The sequence below is a fragment of the Pseudorhizobium xiangyangii genome (assembly GCF_020531965.1).
In the GTDB taxonomy this organism is placed as follows: Bacteria; Pseudomonadota; Alphaproteobacteria; order Rhizobiales; family Rhizobiaceae; genus Neorhizobium; species Neorhizobium xiangyangii.
The window spans coordinates 118,317-138,426 of record NZ_JAJAWH010000015.1 but is presented as its reverse complement, the minus strand read 5'-3'; the positions used below and the strand labels follow the sequence as shown (position 1 = coordinate 138,426).

Here is a 20,110-nt window from a genome sequence, read left to right as displayed (position 1 = left end):
CCTGTTGAACCTGTGCACCAGTTGGCTTCCGGCCGCGACGCTTGCCGGTGTATTTCGGTGCGCTTTCGGCAATTTTTGCGACGGCAGTGAGTTTCTTTTCGGCGCGTTTCCCACGTTTTGCCACGTCGGACTTAGCCGCTGGCGCCGTGGACGTACCGGTTGTTTCTTTGGAAATCTTGCTGCCACGCGGTGCACGCTGCTTTTTCGCAGCTGGTTGTTCGGCTGGGGCAGCCGTTGCAATAACTTCAGTAACGGCGCCGGTATTATTGTCTTCAGCCATCAGTTGTCTCCCTGTATAGGCAAATACCTTTTTGACCGAGCGTTGGGCGAAGTCAACACGGCTACGAAAAGTGGCACGACAACCTGCGCGGGTTCGACACCTGGCGATGACCGGGAGGATCCTGCACAGGATGCGGACCTTGGAATGGGAGACCTACTAGCCAGCAAGGGGCATCCCGGCATGAGAAACTTGATAAAGCGGAGAATCCCGCATGTGCAAGCGCGCTCAATCGGTCGCAGGCAGAAGCCCCTACGCCGACGGAGACAGAAACGCCATGAGCCCTAACCAACCCTCCTGGCCCGCAGCACGGCATGGAAGTCCACGTTGTTCGAAATCTCGACCGTCTCACACACCCGTGCGAGTCCAATGGGCCGCGGGACCGTGCCGTTGAATCCAATAGTGGACGTGGTTCTCTGAACGAGTTTTATTTCTAACCCTCTTTTCAACTGGAGCGGCCCCCGGCTCACCGCGTCCTAAAGGAGGGGAACGACCGGACTATTAGCCTGGCGACTTCATGCGCCGTGCACGTACACACCGGCCGAACCTATTGATATTCCTGGTATTGAGACGGGGTTGGCTGCCAATCCATCTCACCGCCATAAAATTTCAAGTTCTTTACATAATTGTTCGTCAGACTTGGGTGGGCGTAATCGTGTCGACGGGAACCTCCCCGTTAAGCACACCCCTCTGGAGGTCTTGTCGGCCGCGCTCTATTTCAATGACAGTGTAAGCCTTCTCATCACGGAACGCGCTTGCATGACGTGTCGTTACGTCTTCGGCAGGCAGCGCATCGATCTCTTGGAAATCAAGCTCACGCCCCGCCGCTACAATCCGCGCATCACCGGCGGTCCTTGCGGCCACCACAATCTCACCCATTGATGGTGCTTGATCCCAGCGAAAATCGGTCGACGGAGCAACCGGCACCAGTCGATAAACGTTCAAGATCTCGCCGGGGGTGGAACCGGAGGCGATCTTTTGCGCGTCCGCAATCTGCGCTTGACTCTCAACGGACTGGCCGAACCTGTTTTCGGTCACGCCGCTGTTATTTTGGTTAGCGGCATTGGACTGGATTGCATTTGACATCTCGGTTTCCTTTGCGCGTGGAGAGACCGTATAACCCCCCGCGCGCCATGGGGTTCCAGATCAGCCTTCGCCAGTACGATTGCGAGCCTTGCGTCTGTTTGGGCAAGTGCGATCAGAGCGGAGCACTTCGTATAGATGCCCGGAAAAGCGACTTTTAAGGGCATGGACGCGATCAGCGCGTAGCGGCTCGAACAGCGCAAAGAAGGCATTATCGGTTGGTTGATGGTCAAGAAATCCCAGGCGACGGCTTTTCGATATGTCGGCAACCGCTTCAATCGGCCGGCCGAGATCAGCGTCGGTATGCCATGGCGAGGAAAAGCTTAGATATTCGGCTCCACCAGGTCCGAACCGCGCGGCAATGTCGCGCCAAGTAAAATGACTGGCCAACCGAGCGCGTCGCGCAGATTTCGAACCATGGTCGAGTTGACCCGTATATTTTCTGCTTCAGTGCTTGCCGTGACCACCTGGAGAAGACACATGAGTAGGATCGACCTGATGTAGGCACCTGGTCAGCGGAGCAGGATCAAGCAAATTGCGGCAATAGGGACGACCCCGGATTGAATGGGCGGATTGCGGGCCAATCCCCAGACCTGCCAGCCCTTACTATTAAGGATTGGCCATTGCACTCCCGACGATCCCACTTGAACCGACAATCAGAACTTTCTTTTCTAAGCTCATGGGTCGCCTCCCACTATCTTTTGGTCCCAGTGGCAACAGCTGCCGAGAGCGCCTCCCTAAGCTGTTGCTGCGAAAATGGCTTCTGCAGTCGGCGCATCATAGTCCCGGGCTCCGGCAGTTCAGCATATCCAGACGCAATGATAATCTTAATTTCCGGGTACAGTAGGCGCACCTTCTTTGCCAATTCGGCCCCGGTTATGTGAGGCATCGCATGGTCGGTGATTATGACATCCGGTAAAGTGCCGTGCTCGAGTATGTCCAGTGCTCCTTGGGCCGAGTTGGCCGAAAGGACAGTGTGACCCAGGTCTTCCAACATGATGACGGTGTTCATGAGGACAAGCGCATCATCGTCTACTGTCAGAACCGAGACCTTCCTATCAGCAACTTCGACAGCTGGTTCAGAGGTTTTCACTGGAATAGATTCTGGCGCTGCAGTCGCGACTAGAAGCCATAGTTCGGCCGTCGTACCCACCCCCTTCTGAGACTTAAGCCTGAGACAGCCGCCTGATTGGGCCATCAGTCCCTGGACCATAGACAAACCAAGGCCAGTACCCTTGCCAACACCTTTTGTCGTAAAGAACGGCGTCGTTGCACCCTCGAGGGTCGCTGCGTCCATCCCCTCACCCTCGTCACTCACGGACAGGCAAATGTAGTCGCCCGCGCCAAGACCCGCTACTTCCCCGTCGCGCACGATCTTCCGCCGCGCTTCTATTTTTATCAGCCCCCCGTCGGTTATCGCATCGCGGGCGTTGACCACCAGATTTAGGAGGGCGCTTTCGAGCTGGTTCGGATCCGACAGTGCATTGGGCAGCACCAGTGGGTACGACGTGGTCAGCTCAACTGTCGGGCCGATCGTCCGCTGGAGAAGTTCAGCCATGCCATTTATGAGACGGGGGATGTCCACGGCCTCGAGCGCGAGTTCCTGCTTACGGGAGAAAGCGAGTAGCCGCTGCGTCAGCGAGGCCCCACGCTTCGCACCTTGAACCGCGTGATCGATAAGATCCACAACGTTTTCGCCGGCAAGGGCTCGCTTTCGCGCTATTTCCAGACTCCCGAGGACGGCCATTAGCAAGTTGTTAAAGTCATGGGCGACCCCTCCGACAAGCTGACCGACAGCCTCCATTTTCTGGGACTGGAAGAGGTCTAGCTGTGCCCGTTCCAGCGCGAGTTGCACCTCGCGCTTCTCGGTGATGTCGCGAGTGACCTTTGCATAGCCGATGAGGCTGCCGTCTTCAGCCTTTATTGCGTCGATAATAACGTTGGCCCAAAACCGAGAGCCGTCCTTGCGGACCCTCCAGCCTTCCTTCTCAAAGCGTCCCGCTCGAGCCGCAATTTCCAGCGCTTTGCCCGGCAGCCCGTCATCTTTGTCCTCAGCCGTATAGAACCGAGAGAAATGCTCCCCAATGATTTCCTCCGGATTGTAGCCCTTGATTCTCTCGGCCCCCTGGTTCCAGCTGGCGACGCACCCCCGCGGATCGAGCATATAAATGGCGTAGTCAGTGACCCCCTGAACCAGCATTCGGAACTGTTCTTCACTTCTCATCAGGGCCTCCTCGGCGATCTTTCGCTCGGAGAGGTCGCGCGTGATCTTGGCGAACCCAACGAGTTGCCCGTCCTGGTCTCGTATTGCGTCAATGACAACGTGCGCCCAGAAGCGGGTCCCGTCTTTGCGGACCCGCCACCCTTCGGCCTCAAACCTCCCCTCCGTGGCTGCCACTGACAGGGCGCGCTGGGGCATCCCGGCTTCCCTATCCTCGGGCGTGTAGAAACGGGAGAAGTGTTCACCAAGAATTTCGGCCTCGGTGTAGCCCTTGAAACGGTTGGCACCCGAATTCCAGCTGCTGACATGTCCTGTAATGTCGAGCATGTAGATTGCATAATCAGTAATGGCATCTACGAGGACGCGGTAGCGGTCATCGAGAGCCTTGCTCTGGAGCACGCTTACGTAGGCAGTCATGGGTCCCCTTCCGTGATTCTTGAATTTAGTGCCATGGGACGGCCGAGCAAGCAGCCCGAACGATATCAAGGTGTGAAAATCTTAAGCACAAATAATGCCCGGGGACATGAATTGCGACACATTCATAGGTCCTGTGCGATCAGCACGGGGACGTCAGGCTCAAGAACCAACGCGCCCTGGCGCCACTTCAAGCGACGGGGTCGCCGTCGAGGGACATCGCTCTCTCGATCGCCGCGACATCACAGGCAGAGTACACGGGTACGGGATCGCTCGCTATCGCCTCCAGCACCTCGCTCGAAAGCGCGCCGTTGCGTATCACATATTCGAGAGCTTCCCGGGTCTGCCGTTCCGCTTTCAGTTGTGCATAGAGAGCAACAATGAGGCGATCCCGTACATCGCGCCCCGGTGCCACCATGGTTGAGCCGGCCATTCTATCCATACATCTCTCCCTTCCGAGGCGAAAACTTCGCCCGGGAGCTATGGTTCCCTCGCCTCCGCCGTGTCGGAAGGTCACCCGTCATTTATATTAATACGGTGTAGCAATTTCATACCTCGCATGAGCTGCGTCGGGCCGCTGAAGCGAAGCCCAACGACTTCAAAACTTTCCAGACGCGAGTTCACGCGGCGCCTTACTTCACTCCGTGCCTTGATGCCACTTGGACCACACCCGAGGGGCGCAAGTGGCGTTGTCTAGTCGCAGAACTCAGCGTCGGCTTAACCGCTCCGTTGTAGTACGGTGACCGATGGGGAGCTGGCTACGGGCTTGAAAAGAAGTCGATGTTCGTCTTCGGGTATCCCATATGCATCCTTGGCAAACTCTTCCATGGCTATCCGATCCCTCATGAACACTCGACCCCGCTCATTTCGGAGAAAGCGATTGCCTTCCAGGACGTGGAGGGCCGTCGTAACACTTGGGCGTCGGACACCGAGCATTAACGCAATATAATCGTGCGTGATGGTCAACTCGTCCTGGCCAATGCGATCGTGGCACATCAAAAGCCAGCGGGCCAGGCGCTCATTCACCTGGTGGATGGCGTTCGAGAGGGCTGTATAGCTGACCTGGGTCGCAAGGTTGTGAGACGACTTCACCAGAAGTTGGTACAGTTCGGGGCACACGTGCATAAGCCCGGCCAGTAGCCGGATATCTAGCCGATGGCCATAGCCAGCAGACTGGATGCAGACTTCATGGAAGCTCTTGGTCGAACCCACCGTTGGAGGTATGGGAGCGAATCCCTCAGGGCCAAACATCCCCGCCTCAGCTTTTTGTCCCTCTGGCGAGACCGCAACGATCGATCCTATTCCCTCCTCGAGAAAATAGATGTGCGCAATGTCCTGCCCAGGCCCCACGATCAGAAAGTCCCGCGGAAGCTCGACCCACTCTAGGTGGGGCGCGAGTATGCGAGCTTCTTCAGCCGGAAGCTGGGACAATAGCTGGTTGTGGAACGTCGTTGAATGATGAGACATGGTTCTCTCGCGCGTGGGGCAAGAGCAGTCATCTCTCGGTCGTTCGCGCCCGGTCAAACCAGCGAACAATAGGGTCTCATACCACGTTTATACGCTCACACGCAGGCTTTCCGTCTCCTTCCGTACGATTCCACACTGGAAGTTGAAAATATGTATGCTTTTGGGATCAACGGAGAGCATCACAGCACCATGACTAGAAACCAACGCGTAATCCTGCTTCTTGAAGACCAGCCACTTCTTTCCTGGGAGATCGAGGAAACCCTTCGGGACGCCGGAATTGGCGAAGCAGTCTGCGTTCAATCCTGTTCAAAAGCGGCTAATTGGTTGAGCAACAACACACCGGATGTGGCGGTGCTTGACGTGCAGGTTGAAGACGGAGAGTCGACAGAAATAGCCGAAGTCCTAGTGTCCCGTGGTGTCCCAATCATCGTCCACAGCGGCTGCAATAACGGGAACAATGCAATCCCGGATGTCTTTGCGAAAGGTACATGGGTTCCGAAGCTCTCCGACCCAAAGGACCTGCTACAGGCGGTAACCTTATCCCTCCGAATGGTTCCTTAGGCAGGTCCGAGACTCTTCACGTCCGAAAGGGCGAAAACTGTTCGTTATCTCGACGAAGCGCAGCTCGGCGGCCTCGAGCAGATAGCCGCATGAGAGAACTAGCCGAAAAGCTTCTGCGAGATGATGTCATTTGAGGCGGGGGCTTCGAGGTGACAAATAAGGAGGGCGAGCGGTACAGTTATTGTCTCAAAAGCCATAGCATCGGAGGCGAGAACGGTCCCGCGCGCGCACCCTGCGACACCTGCCGGAAGCTTTGGTCAATGCACTCCGGCGACAGGTGGCGGGTTGACTTCCATCGCTTGATCTAACGTCTCCGGACAATGCAAAGCGTAGCCTTGCCCGTAATCTAATCCGAGCTCGCGAAGGTGCGGAAGCAATTCCTCATATTCAACGGACTCTGCAATCGTCTGCATGTTCATTGCACGGGCGACCTTAACGACCGCTTCGACGATAACGGGACCCGCAGGTTGCGATCGAATAGCCTTGACGAACTCACCGTCGATCTTAACGAACTGGACCGGAAGGTGGTTCAGATAGGAGAACGACGCCATGCCGCTGCCGAAATCATCGAGGGCAAAGCTGAAGCCCTTGTCAATGAGGCGACGCATCGCCTCAGCCGTGCGCGAAATGTTGGATATCGCGGCAGTTTCAGTGACCTCAAAACAAATTTGGGAAGGGCTAACCCCCGGAAAAGATTGCATCAGCTGAGCGATGAAAACAGAGAAGTCCGGCGCACTGAGGGTAATTCCGGACAGATTTATAAACAGGAGCTTCCTTGCCCGTTCGTCAACGGACAGTTGAAGAAGATGCATGAACGCTTTGGTCACGATATGATAATCGACTTCCTGGATCAGCCCAAACCGCTCCGCTGCGGGAATGAATGCGCCCGGGCCAATAATGGTGCCATCGTGATCTACTATGCGCGCCAGCACCTCCAGAAATGAGCGCTGGTCCTCGTATGGCTGCAGCGCCACGATCCTCTGACCGTAAAGGATTATTCGATCCTCACGTAACGCCTCTTTTAGCCGGGTGACGCCATCCATGTCGGTTTGCTGTTGTCTAACCTCGTCATCCGTCACGCTGCTTACCTTCACCCGGTCACGGCCTTTTTCCTTCGCGAGAAAGCACGCCGCATCCGCCAAGCCCAAGGCTACGTCAAAAGGCAGACCTTCATTGCCGCCGAACACCGCCACACCCGCACTGAGAGTGATACTGTGCGGCTTGCCTTGCCACACGAAATTGATGCCCTTGATCCCCTCTCGCATGCGGTCGGCGAGCTCAACCGCTTTGTCGAGTGTCGAGTCGCATCGCACCAGGGCAAACTCATCGCCGCCAAGGCGCGCAAGCAAATCGCCGTCGGAACACTGTTCTCGTAGCACTTGTGCTACCTGCGTGAGCAAGGCGTCGCCCGCAGTATGCCCGCAGCGATCATTGACGATCTTGAAATGATCGAGATCCGCATACACAAGGGCATGCGAGGCCTGACCGTCGATTTCACCCATCTTTCGCGCGAACTCGCGTCGGTTCAAAAGGGATGTGAGTGGATCATGGGCGGCCTGAAAGGTCACCTCCCTTGCCAACTCGTGGGCCTCCGTCACATCGTGACCTTGAACAAATATCCCACTAATCGTTCCGCTCGGATCGCGCATTGGCTGGTAAATCAGATCGATGAACCTCTGTTCAAGTTCTCCTTCAGCAAGCCTTTGCAACTGGATCGGGATTGCGCGGCCGATAAACGGCTCGCCTGTCGTGTACACGCGGTTGAGCTTGTCAAGAAAACCCTGTGGGATGACCTCCGGAAGCACCTCCGGCAAAGGGTGACCAATAATCTCACGATGTCCGATTAGCTGATGATAGGCATCATTTGCGAGCTCATAGATATGTTGCGGCCCCCGCAAAAGACAGATGAACCCCGGAGCCTGCTTGAACAGTTGCCGAATCCGGTCGCGCTCTGCATCTAAAGCATGCTGAACCTCATAACCTCCTCCCTGATAAAGCTCATCCGTGCGGTGAATCCAGGAAGTTTCCTCGTCATCCGCCCGACAATGAAGGACCGCCTCCAATGTGCCCCTGGGAGCGAAGATGGGGATGTTTATGAAGGTATTTTTTCTGACCCCCAACCCGATTTGATTAGGCTCCTGACCCGATTCAACCCCAATCGAGGGTAGTTCCTTTTTAGCAACGATTGCCTGAAATGACGCGGAGATAGCATCTCGGTCCTCTTGATCGACAGCCTCCAACAAAGGCCGCCCCGTAATCTCGTCTTCCTTCTTTTTCAAGGCCCGCGCAAACGCGGGGTTACAGGCCTGAATATTGAGGTCGTGATCGCAAAGAGCGGCGGGAAGAGGAATTGCCAGAAACGCAGCCTTGAAATCCATGAGTAGTCCTTTTTCCGCGCGCTCCCTGTCCAATGAGCACAAGCAACTTATATAAGGTCGCGCTTGCAGAAGCATATGTGGCCTATCTTCCCGAGGACAAGGATTTCGAGCGACAGGCCCTTGTCAGGATTGCCCATAGTAACGGGAGCGCGAAGGAATGGGTGGACGACGGTGAAGGGTATCGCGGTGGGTGTCGACGAAAGTGAACGGTTGGACGCGGTGCGCGGGCTTGGCCCAATCGGAATGGCTCCGACTCCGGGGCTGGACACGCTGGCGCAGCTCGCTCAGAAATTTTTCAGGGCACCCTATGCTGCTGTCAACATCATTGATGAGGAGTGGCAGAGGACGGCTAGCGAAAGCGGCATGGCACTAACTGAATGTTCCCGAGAAAACTCGATATGCACGCACGTTGTTCAAAAGCAAGACGTCCTGATTGTCCCTGATCTCCGGGCAGATTTCAGGTTTCTGAAACACGAGCGGACTCTTGGTCTTCCGCAGTTCCGCTTCTACGCAGGCGCACCCTTGGAGCTTGATCCGGGGATAATCGTAGGCGCATTTTGCATTCTCGACACGGAGCCAAGGGACTTTCCCTCTGAGCAGGTCGACGACCTCCGTGGATTTGCATCGATCGCTAGCGGGCTGCTGCGGCTACATCGAAGCAAGGTCATCATGTCGTTGGCCGAAAAGGAACTGCGTCGAGCAGCAATGACCGATCCACTCACCGGCTTTTACAATCGCAGCGCACTCGCTTCTCATGTGGACACCGCTCTTCAAGCCTCCTTGGCGGCGGGTGAGCGGTTCGGTGCGCTATACCTCGACATGGATGGTTTCAAGTCGATCAATGACCGCTTAGGTCACTCCGCCGGTGACGAAGTTCTCCGTCTGGCATCTGAACGAATAAAATCCGTGGTACGGTCACGAGACATAGTCGTGAGAATGGGCGGTGACGAGTTCGCGATCTTTGCTCCCAACATCCGGTCTCGGCAGTCCCTGGCGGATCTAGCCGAACGGCTCCTTGCGGCATTTCGAACTCCCTTTAAGATTGGGGATGACCATATCCGTGCTCAACTCAGTGTGGGCGCGGCGTTTGTACCAGACAATGCAAACGACAGAGTTGACTTGGTTCGGGTAGCCGACGGCGCGATGTATCGAGCGAAGGCAGGCGGACGAGACTGTCTACGTTTTGCGCGGTAGCGGGTGCTAGTCGCCCCACGCCGCATCTGCTCCTCCGCAAATACGTTTGCGGCAGATCCGGCTGCAGTTATTCTTCTTGTCTGGAAGTTTCGTAAACGGGGGGTCATCTTCAAGCTTTGATCGATATCGAGGTCGTTTAGACTGCATCATGAGGAGAAACGTGCGGTAAAGGAGTAACGCGCCCCTCGCTCCGCAGTCGCCACTGGGCGTTGACGCGGCTCCCAACGGTGGTGAAGTGCACCGATTGCTCTTGGGCACCGACGTGCCAACAACTGTGGCAGAAAGATATGGTCTGCGTATGCGCAACCACATTGATCGATCCTCCTTCCCCTGAGGACATATGGGCATGCCTCCGTCGCCACCAAATTCGAGGAGGTCTGCCTGTCTGATGGAGAGATTTGGAGTGATGACGCTTTATCTGCGCCCACCAAAGAAACCTGGATGTCTAACGTTTCGGCTGGAGAGTGATACGGGTGCCGTGGCCGTGGTAAGGGTGACCAAGTGGCTTGCGAGTGGCGGCGCCCCTACCGAGAGGGCTTGGAAGGCAGGTTCCGACAGGATCGTCGCTTACGAGATTTGAGATATGTCGCCTTCGGTTCTTTTCGTTGCGTCAGCCGAATGAAATACGCCGTGGAACGCAATCACTCGGCACGGGTTCATAGAGGGCGTTTCCAATAAGCTCGGAGTAAACTCAATGGCTGAAAAAACCCTCGACGATCTGTTCCTTGATACGCTCAAGGACATTTATTACGCCGAAAAGCAGATCCTGAAAACGTTGCCCAAAATGGCGCGCGCGGCGCAGTCCGAGGAAGGACGGCAAGCGTTCCTCAAGCACCGCGATCAGACCGAAGTTCAGATCGAGCGGCTACAACAAGTCTTCGAATTGGTCGGGAAGGCTGCGCGCGGCAAGACCTGTGAAGCCATCCAGGGCATCATCGCCGAAGGCGAGGAGATCATGGAGGAATACAAGGGCTCCGTGGCTCTCGACGCTGGTCTGATTTCCTCGGCCCAGGCAGTCGAACACTACGAGATTGCCCGGTACGGCACACTCAAAAGCTGGGCTGGTCAGTTAGGGCTTGATGAAGCCGTTGCGCTCCTCGATGCCAACCTTCAAGAGGAATTGCAGACCGACCTTTTGCTCACGCAGCTCGGTGAAGCGTCCGCAAACCTGAAGGGCACAAAAAAGAAAATCGCCTAAGCGATCCACGATTATATGAGATAGGGCCGCGTTGAACGCGGCCCTATCTTTTTTCGGTTCGGCTTCATGCCTGCCGCCGCTTTGGGACTCAGGAAATCCTTTGTCGTGGCCAAGCGCAGCCGGTTTCGAGCGGGAGCAAGCACTTGCTCGCAGCGCAGCCAAGACACTGAAGGCAACTTCGCTTGAGCGAGGCGATATCCGCGTCCCCCAATCCTTTTCCACCGCGACTAAGTCATTCGGACGAGGTCAACATCTCTCGTACCCTACGCGCAAGATCGTCTATTGCGAACGGTTTGGTGATCATCTCCATCCCAGGCGCGAGAAAATCTGACCTGGAGGCCGCCATAGCTGCATATCCCGTGATGAATAGCACTTTTATCGAGGGACGCGCGGTCATCGCAATCTCGGCAAGCTGCCGTCCATTGAGGCCTGGCAACCCCACGTCCGATATGAGAAGGTCAAGTCGCCCAGCGCCCTCGATGAGAGGCAGGGCTTCGCTTCCGTCGGCCGCTTCAAGCACGCGATATCCGAGATCCTTGAGCACATCGGTGATCAATAAACGTACGGAAGCATCATCCTCAACGACAACAATCGTCTCTCCTTCACCGCGAGGTGGAACATAATCTGAACCGATTGGATTTTTCTGGGCAGAGGCTTCTTCAAAGCTACGTGGAAGGTAAAGCTTTATGGTACTCCCAATGCCGAGTTGGCTGTAGATGCGCACATGGCCCCCGGATTGCTGTGCAAAACCGTAGATCATCGAAAGACCGAGCCCAGTGCCTTGGCCGATAGGTTTTGTCGTATAGAAGGGATCGAAGGCCTTTTCGATGGTCGCCTGCGACATTCCAGTCCCGGTATCGCTGACCGCCATAACAACGTAGCTACCCGGCTGGAGAGATTCTCCGCGAGCCAGGTCCGTTTCAGATAACACCACGTTGGTGGTTTCGATCGTCAGTTTACCGCCTTGGGGCATGGCATCGCGGGCGTTTATGACCAAATTGAGGATGGCACTTTCAAGTTGGTTGGCATCGGTCACCGCCTTCCACGTTTCCCCAGGCGTGTTGATCAGCAATTCCACTTGCTCACCGATCGTACGTTGGAACATATCCTCCATAGACCCAATGAGATGGGTCACATCTACGGGGCGGCGATCCAGCGACTGCCGACGCGAAAAGGCCAAGAGTCGATGGGTTAGGGCGGCTGCTCGATGAGCCGAGGACGTGGCGGCATCAATGAACTTGTCCAAATCGTCAACGCGTTGTGCCGCAACCCTTCTTTTGATGATCGACAGGGCACCGATGACACCAGTCAGCATGTTGTTAAAGTCATGAGCTATGCCGCCAGTCAGTTGCCCCACGGCTTCCATTTTCTGAGCTTGCCGTAGTTGGTCTTCGGTTTGCTCAAGGACCAACTTCTGCTGCCGTTCAATGGTGATATCACGACCGTACGCATAGATTACCCCCCCTTCTCGAGAGGTCATCCAAGAAACTAGGCGGAGGGATCCATCGACATGGGCGACGCCCACCTCGAATTCAGCATGGGTGTTGTCAATAGCCTTCTGAAGGGACTGGCGAACGCAGTCGCGATCGGCCGCCAGCACGAAGTCCAGAACTTTTCTGCCGATTATCTCTCGTGGGAGGCGACCGAGTATTTCACCACATGCCGGACTAACGTCGCGGACGACCCCGTCCATGCCGATCACGGCCAGCAGATCGCGCGAATTTTTCCAGACACGATCGCGTTCCAGCATACTCTCTCGTGCAATGTCTGAAAGGGCCTGATTCGCTTGCCGCAGGCTAGCCTGGGTATGCTTTGCCTCGGTGATATCGAAGATTACACCCATATAGCGTCGACCGCTCGATTCCGTGTCGTCGACATATTCCCCTCGCCGAGCCAGCCACCGTTCCTCGCCGTCGTCAGGACGCCTGACGCGAAACTCGATGTTCTGCCCGTTCTGGATCCCGTGGAGGTCGATGATCCGATCGTCATCGGGATGGATCAAGTCGTTAAGGGTCTGAATAGGGAGGACAGGTGTTGGATGTAGGCCGAAGAGCCGACAAAACTGTTCGGAGACGCCGATTGTCGCATAACCGACCGTATGCTCAAATGTGCCGATGCCCCCTGCGTGCTGGGCAATTCTGAGTTGCTCTTTCGCCCTTTTCTGCTCGGTAATGTCGACCAGCATTCCAACGAATCTTACGGCCTCATCATCCTCGTTAAGGACAGCACGGCCGCTGGCATGGACCCAACGGTAACCGCCATCCTTGCGCAGCAGTCGGTATTCCTTGGAAAAGACCTCAGAACCCGCGAGAATTCCTGCAACTGCGACTTTGACGCGCCTGACGTCGTCGGGATGAATTGCCTTAAAAAAATGGTCCGTAGTAACGCCGTCTGCGAGCGCCACAGGATCCTGGTGCGTGATGGCCGCAAATCGAGCGTCTGCTACAAGCCGCCGCCCAGCGATATCCCATTCCCATCCGCATGATGCACCAGCCGCATCCAATGTGAGTTGCAACCGACGCCGGGCCCGGTGAAGTTCCAAACGCAGGTTTTCCAGCTCCACGGCCGGGCTTTCGGCATCTTCAATCATGGTATCCGCCGATGATCATCCGTCTCGTTACTCTGTTTCCGTCATGACGCGATCGATGAACTCGGCGATAAGCTGCTTGAGCTTCTCCAGAGACGGTAGATCCATGATCATCGCGATATAACCGCGGATGTCCCGCTCGCGAACGGAAAAATTGATATACAGAAAGAGAACAAATTTCTCTTCGTTCATATTTCCCAAAGATCCAAACAAGACGGTGCTGTCCCCTCGAAGGACGTCAGGGAGCGACATCTTCAACGTATGCTGCAGCATATTGGCCATGGAACCGAGGCAACCGTTGAGAATGACGTTGCCGGTTTCCGCGAGCGCCTCCTCTTCCATATCAAAAAGGTCGGCCTCCTCCATCTCGTCCCCAACAATGGCGCGAACGAGTGACAATCCATTGCTTTCCGGAAAGATAAGCAGCGCGCGGCCCGAGAAGGGACCTTCGAACTGTTGTTGCACAGCGATGAGACTTTCGCTTTCGCGCTGGCCTATCAAAGCGGCGGCGGCCTTGCGTGTCACAATCTCAACGGAAGGGACAGACAGGATGACCTGCTTGTGTACCATCTTCCGCAGGCTTGCCGCAGCACGGCTAACACCGATATTGACGAGCTCAGTAAGCGCATCTCTTTCCAGTTCGTTCAGGGCTATCGGCTCTTCCCTCATACCCCGATCGCCCGGAGCCGAAGCGCCGCGCCCGATATAAATCCGCACAGTGCGTCTTGTGTAACAGGCTTGGGTACAAAGGTGGCGTTGAGTGCACGAACTCTGGCGATTATTTCGTCCTGAACATTTGCAGTGATCACCGCGATCGGCATCGCCGGATGGGTCGCGCGCAATTCCGACGCCAGCTCCAGGCCGTCCTTGTCAGGCATGTTGAAGTCGAGGATCGCCACATCGACCTGCTGCGAACCGACAATCGCCAGAGCGTCGGCTGCGTTGCCTGCCTCAACCCGTTTCCAATCGGGCTGCAACGCGGCAATCGCCTTCCCGGCTACGATCCGAGCCAGCTTGCTGTCGTCCACGACCAGAACAGTTACCGTCATATTATACTCCGAATGGCCGCCCGAGTTTGCCCGTGGCCGGCCTACTACCATTATTTGGATGATGAAGCCTTCGCAAGTTGCACTTCCCGCTTACCGATCTTTGTCGATGTAGGCCTTTAGCGCCGGCAGAAGCTTGCTTGCTATCAAAGAAGACATGGTGGAGCCGATAATTCTGGGCTTGAACACCATCAAGGCCTGCCAAAGTGCGGTGTGAACAGAGGTTGCCGCACTGATGTCCACAGAGAGATCGCTTCGATCTTCCAGATAGTTCACCAGTGCTTCCACATCCTCGACCCCGCAGGTTCCGGACAGGACAATGGTCTGGTTTTCCAAGCACACCGTCACTGCGCAAGTTCCTCCATGTCCAAAACCAGTAGGACCTTTCCATCGCCCATGAGAGCCGTCCCTGCGATCCCTGGTACATTTTGCAAAAGCCTCGAAAGCGGCCGTGTCAGTGTTTCGGACCTCTCTGCAATCGCCTCGACCACCACGCCAACAGCCTCCTCACCAGACCGCACGATCAGGACCGTAAGATTGCCGGAGGTGCCGGAGGCTAAACTCGAGGGGCGCATTTGCAGAAGCTCGCCGAGATGAAGCAAAGGGATCGTTCGGTTACGTAGGATAAATGCCCGGCCCGCTCTGACACACTGAATGTCGCATGTTGGAACCTTGTGTGTCTCAATGATGTCCGAAATAGGGATGCCGTAGCGTTCGCCACCAACTTCAACCACTAACAACTGCGTCAATGAGAAGGTGATCGGAAGCCTTATTGTGAAGGACGACCCCGTTTCGACGGCACTTTGCAGCTCGAGCGTTCCACCAAGCCTTTTAACCGAACTCTGGACAGCATCGAGGCCGACCCCCCGCCCAGACAGATCGGACACTTGGGATGCGGTTGAAAAGCCGGGGGCGAAGACAAACTGCAAAACTTCCTCGTCAGGAAGAGCTGAAGCCTGCATTTCAGATATCAGGCCTCGTTCCAGCGCGGTTGTGCGGATGCGTTGAGCATCTATGCCGCGGCCATCGTCTGCAACCTTGATCTCGATCTGATCGCCACGCTGCCGTGCGCTCAACCAGATCCGTCCTCGCACCGGTTTGGAAACGCGCAACCGCTCTGCTTCATCTTCGATCCCATGGTCGAGACAATTTCTTACCAAGTGCAAAAGTGGCTCAAACAGGCTATCTACAATCTCTCGATCGGCTTCAACTGTCTCTCCCTCAATGATCAGATCGAGAGACTTGCCGAGTTTTGCCGATGTCTCTCGCACCAGTCGCGGAAATCGGCGGAAAGTACGCTCAAGCGGGATCATTCGCGCTTGCGTAACTGCACCATAAAGAGATCCGACAAGGCGCTCGATTTCAAAATGGCTAGAAAGAATGCGTCTAGCGAGGTCGCCACTGCCTTGGCTGCGTGCCTCATGTGCGAGTGGGATAAGCCCGTCTTTCTCAGTAATCAGCTCGCCGGCGATCTCGAGTAGTTTGTCGATACGGCTTGGATCCACCCGCATAGTTGTCGATCGACGGCCTGCCAACGGATCCGGTGAGCCCTGCACCTCCGCGACGTCCGGGTCGCCAACGGATGCGCGCAAATGCACCAGCGTAACCTGGTCGGGGATAAGTCGGAACAAGGCCTGCGCCTCCGCGAGCGAACCAGCGGATAGGGCCTCGATCAGGAGGTCGCAGCGGAATGGATCGTAGTCTTGGGGCGAAGGTGTCGGGACCTTCACCGAGACGCCCAGATATCGCAGGTCTGTCAGGCGCGATATGGTTTCCAATGGATCGTCGCCATTAAAGAAACACTCCGGATGCGGATCGTACCGGATAGCAATTAAGGATGGCGATCGATCGGTTTCCGCAACGAGCCGATGAAGGGCCAGCGCCCAATCAGGGATGGTCTTCAGCATGCCAGCAATCTGACTGGTTTCGTGTTCCGCCATTTCTCCGGTCAGGAGGCCGCGAAGCCTTGGAGCCTGCATCTCCTGAACTTCAGAAAGACGCCCGGTCTGCATGATGCCTTCTATGCTGTCGTCGATCCATTCAATCACTGCCCGGAGCGGATCAATCAGCCCTGCCCCGACAAGGATCTGCCCCTCCCGTGCTTGTGCCAAGAGATCTTCGGCCTGGTGCAGAATCCCCTGCATCGGGCCGAAATCAAAAAGGCCAGCCGAACCTTTCAGCGTGTGAATTGCCCGAAACGCACTTTCAAGACTTTCCCGTTTCCCAGGATCGGCCTCCAACGAGAGCAGATCCTCGGAGGCTTGCTGGACGAGCTCGCGCGCTTCGATCGTAAATTGTGCGATCAATTCATCCATTCATTTCCGCCCCACATCTCGGTAGACGATGGCTTCAGGGAAGCGGACGGGTTCAAACGTCTCTGAAATACGCGACATAGATTCCGTATGGCCAAGGCAAATATAGCCACCGGGATGGAGAAGATCATGGATGTGGCGCGCTGCAGCTTCCCGGGCTGCCTGATCAAAATAGATCAGCAGGTTCCTACAAAAAATCACGTCGAAGCGCCCGAGTGCTGTCAAACTCTCCCGTTCAACAATATTCCCACTGGCGAAAGTCACAGATTCTCTCAAGTCGCTGATCAGGCGGCGTTGTTGATCCTTCTCCGGTTCGAAGTATCGTTCGCGGACATCCTCTGGGAGTTTCGATAGCGAACGCTGCCCGAATAATCCCTCCACCGCTTGCTTCAAAATGTCGGTGTCAATATCGGACCCGGTAATGTCGATATTATACGCGTCGACCAATGGCCAGTTCTCGAGGAGCCAGATTGCGATTGAATAGGGTTCTTCCCCACTCGAACACGGCATGGACCAGATGCGAATACGATCTCCAGGACCTTTCGAGCGGATGATGTCCGGCAGGATTGAACCACTCAGGCAGGCAAGTTGATGTTGCTCACGATAAAAATAGGTCTCATTGACGGTGAAGCTGTTGATCAGCAGCTCGGTCTCGCGTTGGTCGCCACGCAACATGGAGATGTAGTTCCGCACCGATTGTGCGCGTCGCTGATTGATGAGGTCCGTGACACGGCGCTCGATGTAGTAACGCTTTGTCTCGCCAAAGACCATGCCGCTGCGCTCATAGATGATCGCGCAGATCTCCTCTAGATCAGCTTGCGAAAGCGGGGCCGAGATGAAACCTGCCGAAATGCCTGGAGCGATCACCATTAGCAGACGAGACCTGCGAGCCAAGGTCCGATTTCGTCCACACGTCTGATCGCGCTTGCACCGTTAAGGCGAACCAATTCTCCGGGCATGCCCCACACAACCGCTGTTTCTTCTGACTCCGCTATCGTTCGGCCACCCGCCGCCTCTAAATCTGCCATAGCGGCCGCCCCGTCATTTCCCATTCCGGTCATCAAAACGCCGATCAGATCGGCTGCGGGCAGATGTTTCATGGCCGACCGTACCATGCGATCGACGCTTGGATGCCACCGGGAATTCGGGTCGATTGGGGCAGCCATCGCGACCAGAGAACCGGCGCGCGAGGAGATAATGATATCCGCATCTCCTTTTGCGATGTAGACATTGCCCGGTTGCAGCCTCGTCTGGCCGGTAACCTCGACGACTTCCAGGGGACAAATTGTGTTCAAACGGCGCGCAAGCGGTCCCGTGAACGAACCAGGCATGTGCTGTGCGACAACCACCGGCCAGTGGAAATTAGCCGGCAGATGGGCAAGCACTGTGTCGAGCGCCGGGGGGCCACCGGTGGAGGTGCCGATCAACACAAGACCGGGCCGGCCAGAGCCGCGATTCAAATTCGCCAAAGAGTTGTCGCGGACGCGCGTGGAATGTCGTTGCTGTGGTGGCGCAGCCGTCAGGCGAACACGTTCGGCGAGCCTTCGGCTACGCCGGATCTTCACCGCTGCGGCCATCCGTACTTTCTCAATCAGACGGGGAGTCAGTTCTTCAATTCCAAGTGAGATCGCACCGCCAGGTTTGGCGATAAAATCGACAGCGCCGATTTCGAGCGCTGCCAATGTTTCATCTGCCCCTTCTTCCGTCAGCGACGAGACCATGACCACAGGACAAGGATGCTCGAGCATAATTCGATCAAGACAGGTGAGCCCATCCATCCTCGGCATATGAATATCAAGAGTCACGACATTTGGCCGAAATTGCGAGATTATTTCCAACGCCTCTTCGCCATCATGGGCGAATTCAATCTCAAAATCCCCCTCGGCACTGAATATCTGACCAAGCAGTTTGCGCATCAGGGCGGAATCATCAATGACCAAAAGGCGAATCACCGGCATGCTGCCGGAGGCTGTTCGTCCCCTATCGCTGACACAATATCGCGTTCCGCTCGGGTAAGAAGTTCCTTCGGATCGATCACGAGGATCATCCGGTCCTCAGTTTCAATATAGGCAATTCTGTCGAACACCCCCGTTCGATCGGAGGAAAACTCCGGTGCCGTGGACAAGGCGGACACCGACACAGATTTCACCTCCGAAACACTATCAACGACAAACCCGGCCTGCAGGCTTCCAAGTGTCACGATGATCGCCCGTGCCCTTCCTGAGGGGGAGGTTTGCGATTGAAAACGGCTTCGTTGATCGATGAGCGGGATAGCTCTACCGCGAAGATTGATGACGCCCATTACAAAACCGGGCGCGCCGGGCACCCGGGTGACCTCACTCTGAACCCTGACAACTTCGTCTACAGAACCGATGGGCAGGCCGTAATTTTCTTCGCCTAGCTGGAAGATCAGGAACTGCTCGGACGTTTCATCCCTTGCGGGTGCCGCTTCCATCGATTTCGCTCCCGCGTTCTGCTCGATCAATTGGGTGACGGAATGATGACCAAACAGTTTCTCCGGTGACAGAATAGCGATCAGCCCTGCTCCGTTTGGAATCCGTCCTATCGCCGCGATCTGCGCATCGCCGCGCCCACGCTGCAATACAGCTGGCACCGAATCGATGGCCCCGTGTGGCAGACGATGTATGACGTCTAAGCCGTCCACCACTAGGCCAATCAGATCGTCGCCATGCGCAACGACGATGACGCGAGAGCGTTGACCCACCGATCGCTCGTCATCAAGGCCTAGTAGCGATGCAAGCGTTACCAGTGGCAAAACGCTGTGGCCCGTCGAAATAAGACCGGTCACTCCCGTGTCGGACGCTGGTGTCATCGCAAAATCTTCGGCGGCTTTAGCTACTTCCCGAATGTGATCAAGTGGTAGACCATAGAGCTGGCCAGCAACACGGAACGATAGAAAAGCGGTCGACTGAACTCCCGCATCCATTCCCATCTTTCTGTCCAGATGAGCACGCGGCACGACCCGGTCACCCCTTGTCAGCTTGAAAGCGGTATCCAGGAGATCATTCAGGTGAGGGACCGGATTTGCGCTGGCGTCGGCCGACGGTCGCACTACGTCGTCGACCAATAGCCCAATGGCGCCCCCATGGTCGTAGACAATAATCTTGCCACCCCGTTCCCGTGCGACACCCCCGCCATCCAGAATCTTACGCATGGAAATTACGGGGATCGGCTTCCCTCGAAGATTGGTTATGCCTGCCAGCGATTCGGGACCATGGGGCACGCGGGTGATGTGAGACACCCTGGCGACCTCGAGCACACGCGCAGAATCGATTTCGTGGCGCTGCTCTCCCAGCCGAAATATCAATCGCCGATGGTCCACGTTCGCCCTGGAAGAGGAGCCTGCCATAT

At 56.1% G+C, this 20,110-nt stretch carries 16 protein-coding genes and 2 pseudogenes; 3 read left to right on the top strand and 15 right to left on the bottom strand.

Annotated features, from left to right (window positions below; translation table 11 throughout):
• The 6 genes and pseudogenes from LH464_RS15235 to LH464_RS15215 form a co-directional block, all read right to left on the bottom strand.
• A pseudogene (locus LH464_RS15235) lies at nt 1-280 on the bottom strand (SyrB-like regulator); the annotation flags it as partial.
• Between the two features lie 630 nt (nt 281-910).
• Nucleotides 911-1,363 carry a hypothetical protein gene (locus LH464_RS15230; RefSeq protein WP_226787247.1) on the bottom strand — a complete coding sequence of 151 codons (453 nt, stop codon included), beginning with the start codon at nt 1,361-1,363 and terminating at the stop codon, nt 911-913.
• Nucleotides 1,364-1,528: 165 nt separating this feature from the next.
• Nucleotides 1,529-1,732, bottom strand: a pseudogene (locus tag LH464_RS24710) (NAD-dependent dehydratase); the annotation flags it as partial.
• A 322-nt stretch (nt 1,733-2,054) separates the two neighbouring features.
• On the bottom strand, nt 2,055-3,998 hold the full coding sequence (locus LH464_RS15225) for a hybrid sensor histidine kinase/response regulator (protein ID WP_226787246.1): 1,944 nt from the start codon (nt 3,996-3,998) through the stop codon (nt 2,055-2,057).
• 187 nt (nt 3,999-4,185) lie between these two features.
• Entirely contained in the window at nt 4,186-4,437 is a 252-nt protein-coding gene (locus LH464_RS15220; protein WP_226787245.1) for a hypothetical protein, read from the bottom strand.
• Between the two features lie 275 nt (nt 4,438-4,712).
• Complete coding sequence (locus tag LH464_RS15215) at nt 4,713-5,462, bottom strand: Crp/Fnr family transcriptional regulator (protein ID WP_226787244.1); 750 nt, start codon at nt 5,460-5,462, stop codon at nt 4,713-4,715.
• Between the two features lie 189 nt (nt 5,463-5,651).
• Between LH464_RS15215 and LH464_RS15210 the strand changes: the two genes are divergently transcribed.
• Nucleotides 5,652-6,023: a response regulator gene (locus LH464_RS15210; protein ID WP_226787243.1), complete on the top strand. Its 372-nt coding sequence runs from the start codon at nt 5,652-5,654 to the stop codon at nt 6,021-6,023.
• Between the two features lie 257 nt (nt 6,024-6,280).
• On the opposite strand, the gene LH464_RS15205 is transcribed toward LH464_RS15210, so the two are convergent.
• A complete protein-coding gene (locus LH464_RS15205; RefSeq protein ID WP_226787242.1) occupies nt 6,281-8,401 on the bottom strand; it encodes a sensor domain-containing protein in 2,121 nt (706 codons plus the stop codon).
• Between the two features lie 171 nt (nt 8,402-8,572).
• Here LH464_RS15205 and LH464_RS15200 point away from each other — a divergent pair, with 171 nt between their 5' ends.
• Together LH464_RS15200 and LH464_RS15195 are read left to right on the top strand one after the other, a co-directional pair.
• Nucleotides 8,573-9,595 (top strand): diguanylate cyclase domain-containing protein, encoded by a 1,023-nt coding sequence (locus LH464_RS15200; RefSeq protein ID WP_390624987.1) that lies wholly within the window; start codon nt 8,573-8,575, stop codon nt 9,593-9,595.
• 694 nt (nt 9,596-10,289) lie between these two features.
• Nucleotides 10,290-10,793 (top strand): YciE/YciF ferroxidase family protein, encoded by a 504-nt coding sequence (locus LH464_RS15195; RefSeq protein ID WP_226787241.1) that lies wholly within the window; start codon nt 10,290-10,292, stop codon nt 10,791-10,793.
• A 232-nt stretch (nt 10,794-11,025) separates the two neighbouring features.
• On the opposite strand, the gene LH464_RS15190 is transcribed toward LH464_RS15195, so the two are convergent.
• The 8 genes from LH464_RS15190 to LH464_RS15155 form a co-directional block, all read right to left on the bottom strand.
• Nucleotides 11,026-13,383, bottom strand: coding sequence for a hybrid sensor histidine kinase/response regulator (locus LH464_RS15190; protein WP_226787240.1), 2,358 nt, complete (start codon nt 13,381-13,383; stop codon nt 11,026-11,028).
• A gap of 27 nt (nt 13,384-13,410) precedes the next feature.
• Nucleotides 13,411-14,049: a chemotaxis protein CheX gene (locus tag LH464_RS15185; RefSeq protein WP_226787239.1), complete on the bottom strand. Its 639-nt coding sequence runs from the start codon at nt 14,047-14,049 to the stop codon at nt 13,411-13,413.
• On the bottom strand, nt 14,046-14,429 hold the full coding sequence (locus LH464_RS15180; RefSeq protein ID WP_226787238.1) for a response regulator: 384 nt from the start codon (nt 14,427-14,429) through the stop codon (nt 14,046-14,048). Before LH464_RS15180 ends, LH464_RS15185 begins: the two co-directional genes overlap by 4 nt.
• Before the next feature lie 90 nt (nt 14,430-14,519).
• Complete coding sequence (locus tag LH464_RS15175; RefSeq protein ID WP_226787254.1) at nt 14,520-14,768, bottom strand: hypothetical protein; 249 nt, start codon at nt 14,766-14,768, stop codon at nt 14,520-14,522.
• A 2-nt stretch (nt 14,769-14,770) separates the two neighbouring features.
• Entirely contained in the window at nt 14,771-16,741 is a 1,971-nt protein-coding gene (locus LH464_RS15170) for a chemotaxis protein CheA (protein ID WP_226787237.1), read from the bottom strand.
• Nucleotides 16,742-17,608 carry a CheR family methyltransferase gene (locus tag LH464_RS15165; protein ID WP_226787236.1) on the bottom strand — a complete coding sequence of 289 codons (867 nt, stop codon included), beginning with the start codon at nt 17,606-17,608 and terminating at the stop codon, nt 16,742-16,744. It lies immediately after the preceding gene.
• A complete protein-coding gene (gene cheB / locus LH464_RS15160) occupies nt 17,608-18,690 on the bottom strand; it encodes a chemotaxis-specific protein-glutamate methyltransferase CheB (RefSeq protein WP_226787253.1) in 1,083 nt (360 codons plus the stop codon). Before cheB ends, LH464_RS15165 begins: the two co-directional genes overlap by 1 nt.
• The gene (locus tag LH464_RS15155) at nt 18,687-20,108 is read right to left on the bottom strand and encodes a chemotaxis protein CheW (protein WP_226787235.1); all 1,422 of its coding nucleotides are present in this window, start codon (nt 20,106-20,108) and stop codon (nt 18,687-18,689) included. The genes cheB and LH464_RS15155 overlap by 4 nt, the downstream gene beginning before the upstream one ends.
• Nucleotides 20,109-20,110 lie beyond the last annotated feature (2 nt).

Coding starts and splice junctions, on each gene's coding strand:
- LH464_RS15230 (WP_226787247.1), bottom strand. CDS start 1,363: ATGTCAAATGCAATCCAGTCCAATGCCGCTAACCAAAATAACAGCGGC.
- LH464_RS15225 (WP_226787246.1), bottom strand. CDS start 3,998: ATGACTGCCTACGTAAGCGTGCTCCAGAGCAAGGCTCTCGATGACCGC.
- LH464_RS15220 (WP_226787245.1), bottom strand. CDS start 4,437: ATGGATAGAATGGCCGGCTCAACCATGGTGGCACCGGGGCGCGATGTA.
- LH464_RS15215 (WP_226787244.1), bottom strand. CDS start 5,462: ATGTCTCATCATTCAACGACGTTCCACAACCAGCTATTGTCCCAGCTT.
- LH464_RS15210 (WP_226787243.1), top strand. CDS start 5,652: ATGACTAGAAACCAACGCGTAATCCTGCTTCTTGAAGACCAGCCACTT.
- LH464_RS15205 (WP_226787242.1), bottom strand. CDS start 8,401: ATGGATTTCAAGGCTGCGTTTCTGGCAATTCCTCTTCCCGCCGCTCTT.
- LH464_RS15195 (WP_226787241.1), top strand. CDS start 10,290: ATGGCTGAAAAAACCCTCGACGATCTGTTCCTTGATACGCTCAAGGAC.
- LH464_RS15190 (WP_226787240.1), bottom strand. CDS start 13,383: ATGATTGAAGATGCCGAAAGCCCGGCCGTGGAGCTGGAAAACCTGCGT.
- LH464_RS15185 (WP_226787239.1), bottom strand. CDS start 14,049: ATGAGGGAAGAGCCGATAGCCCTGAACGAACTGGAAAGAGATGCGCTT.
- LH464_RS15180 (WP_226787238.1), bottom strand. CDS start 14,429: ATGACGGTAACTGTTCTGGTCGTGGACGACAGCAAGCTGGCTCGGATC.
- LH464_RS15170 (WP_226787237.1), bottom strand. CDS start 16,741: ATGGATGAATTGATCGCACAATTTACGATCGAAGCGCGCGAGCTCGTC.
- LH464_RS15165 (WP_226787236.1), bottom strand. CDS start 17,608: ATGGTGATCGCTCCAGGCATTTCGGCAGGTTTCATCTCGGCCCCGCTT.
- LH464_RS15155 (WP_226787235.1), bottom strand. CDS start 20,108: ATGGCAGGCTCCTCTTCCAGGGCGAACGTGGACCATCGGCGATTGATA.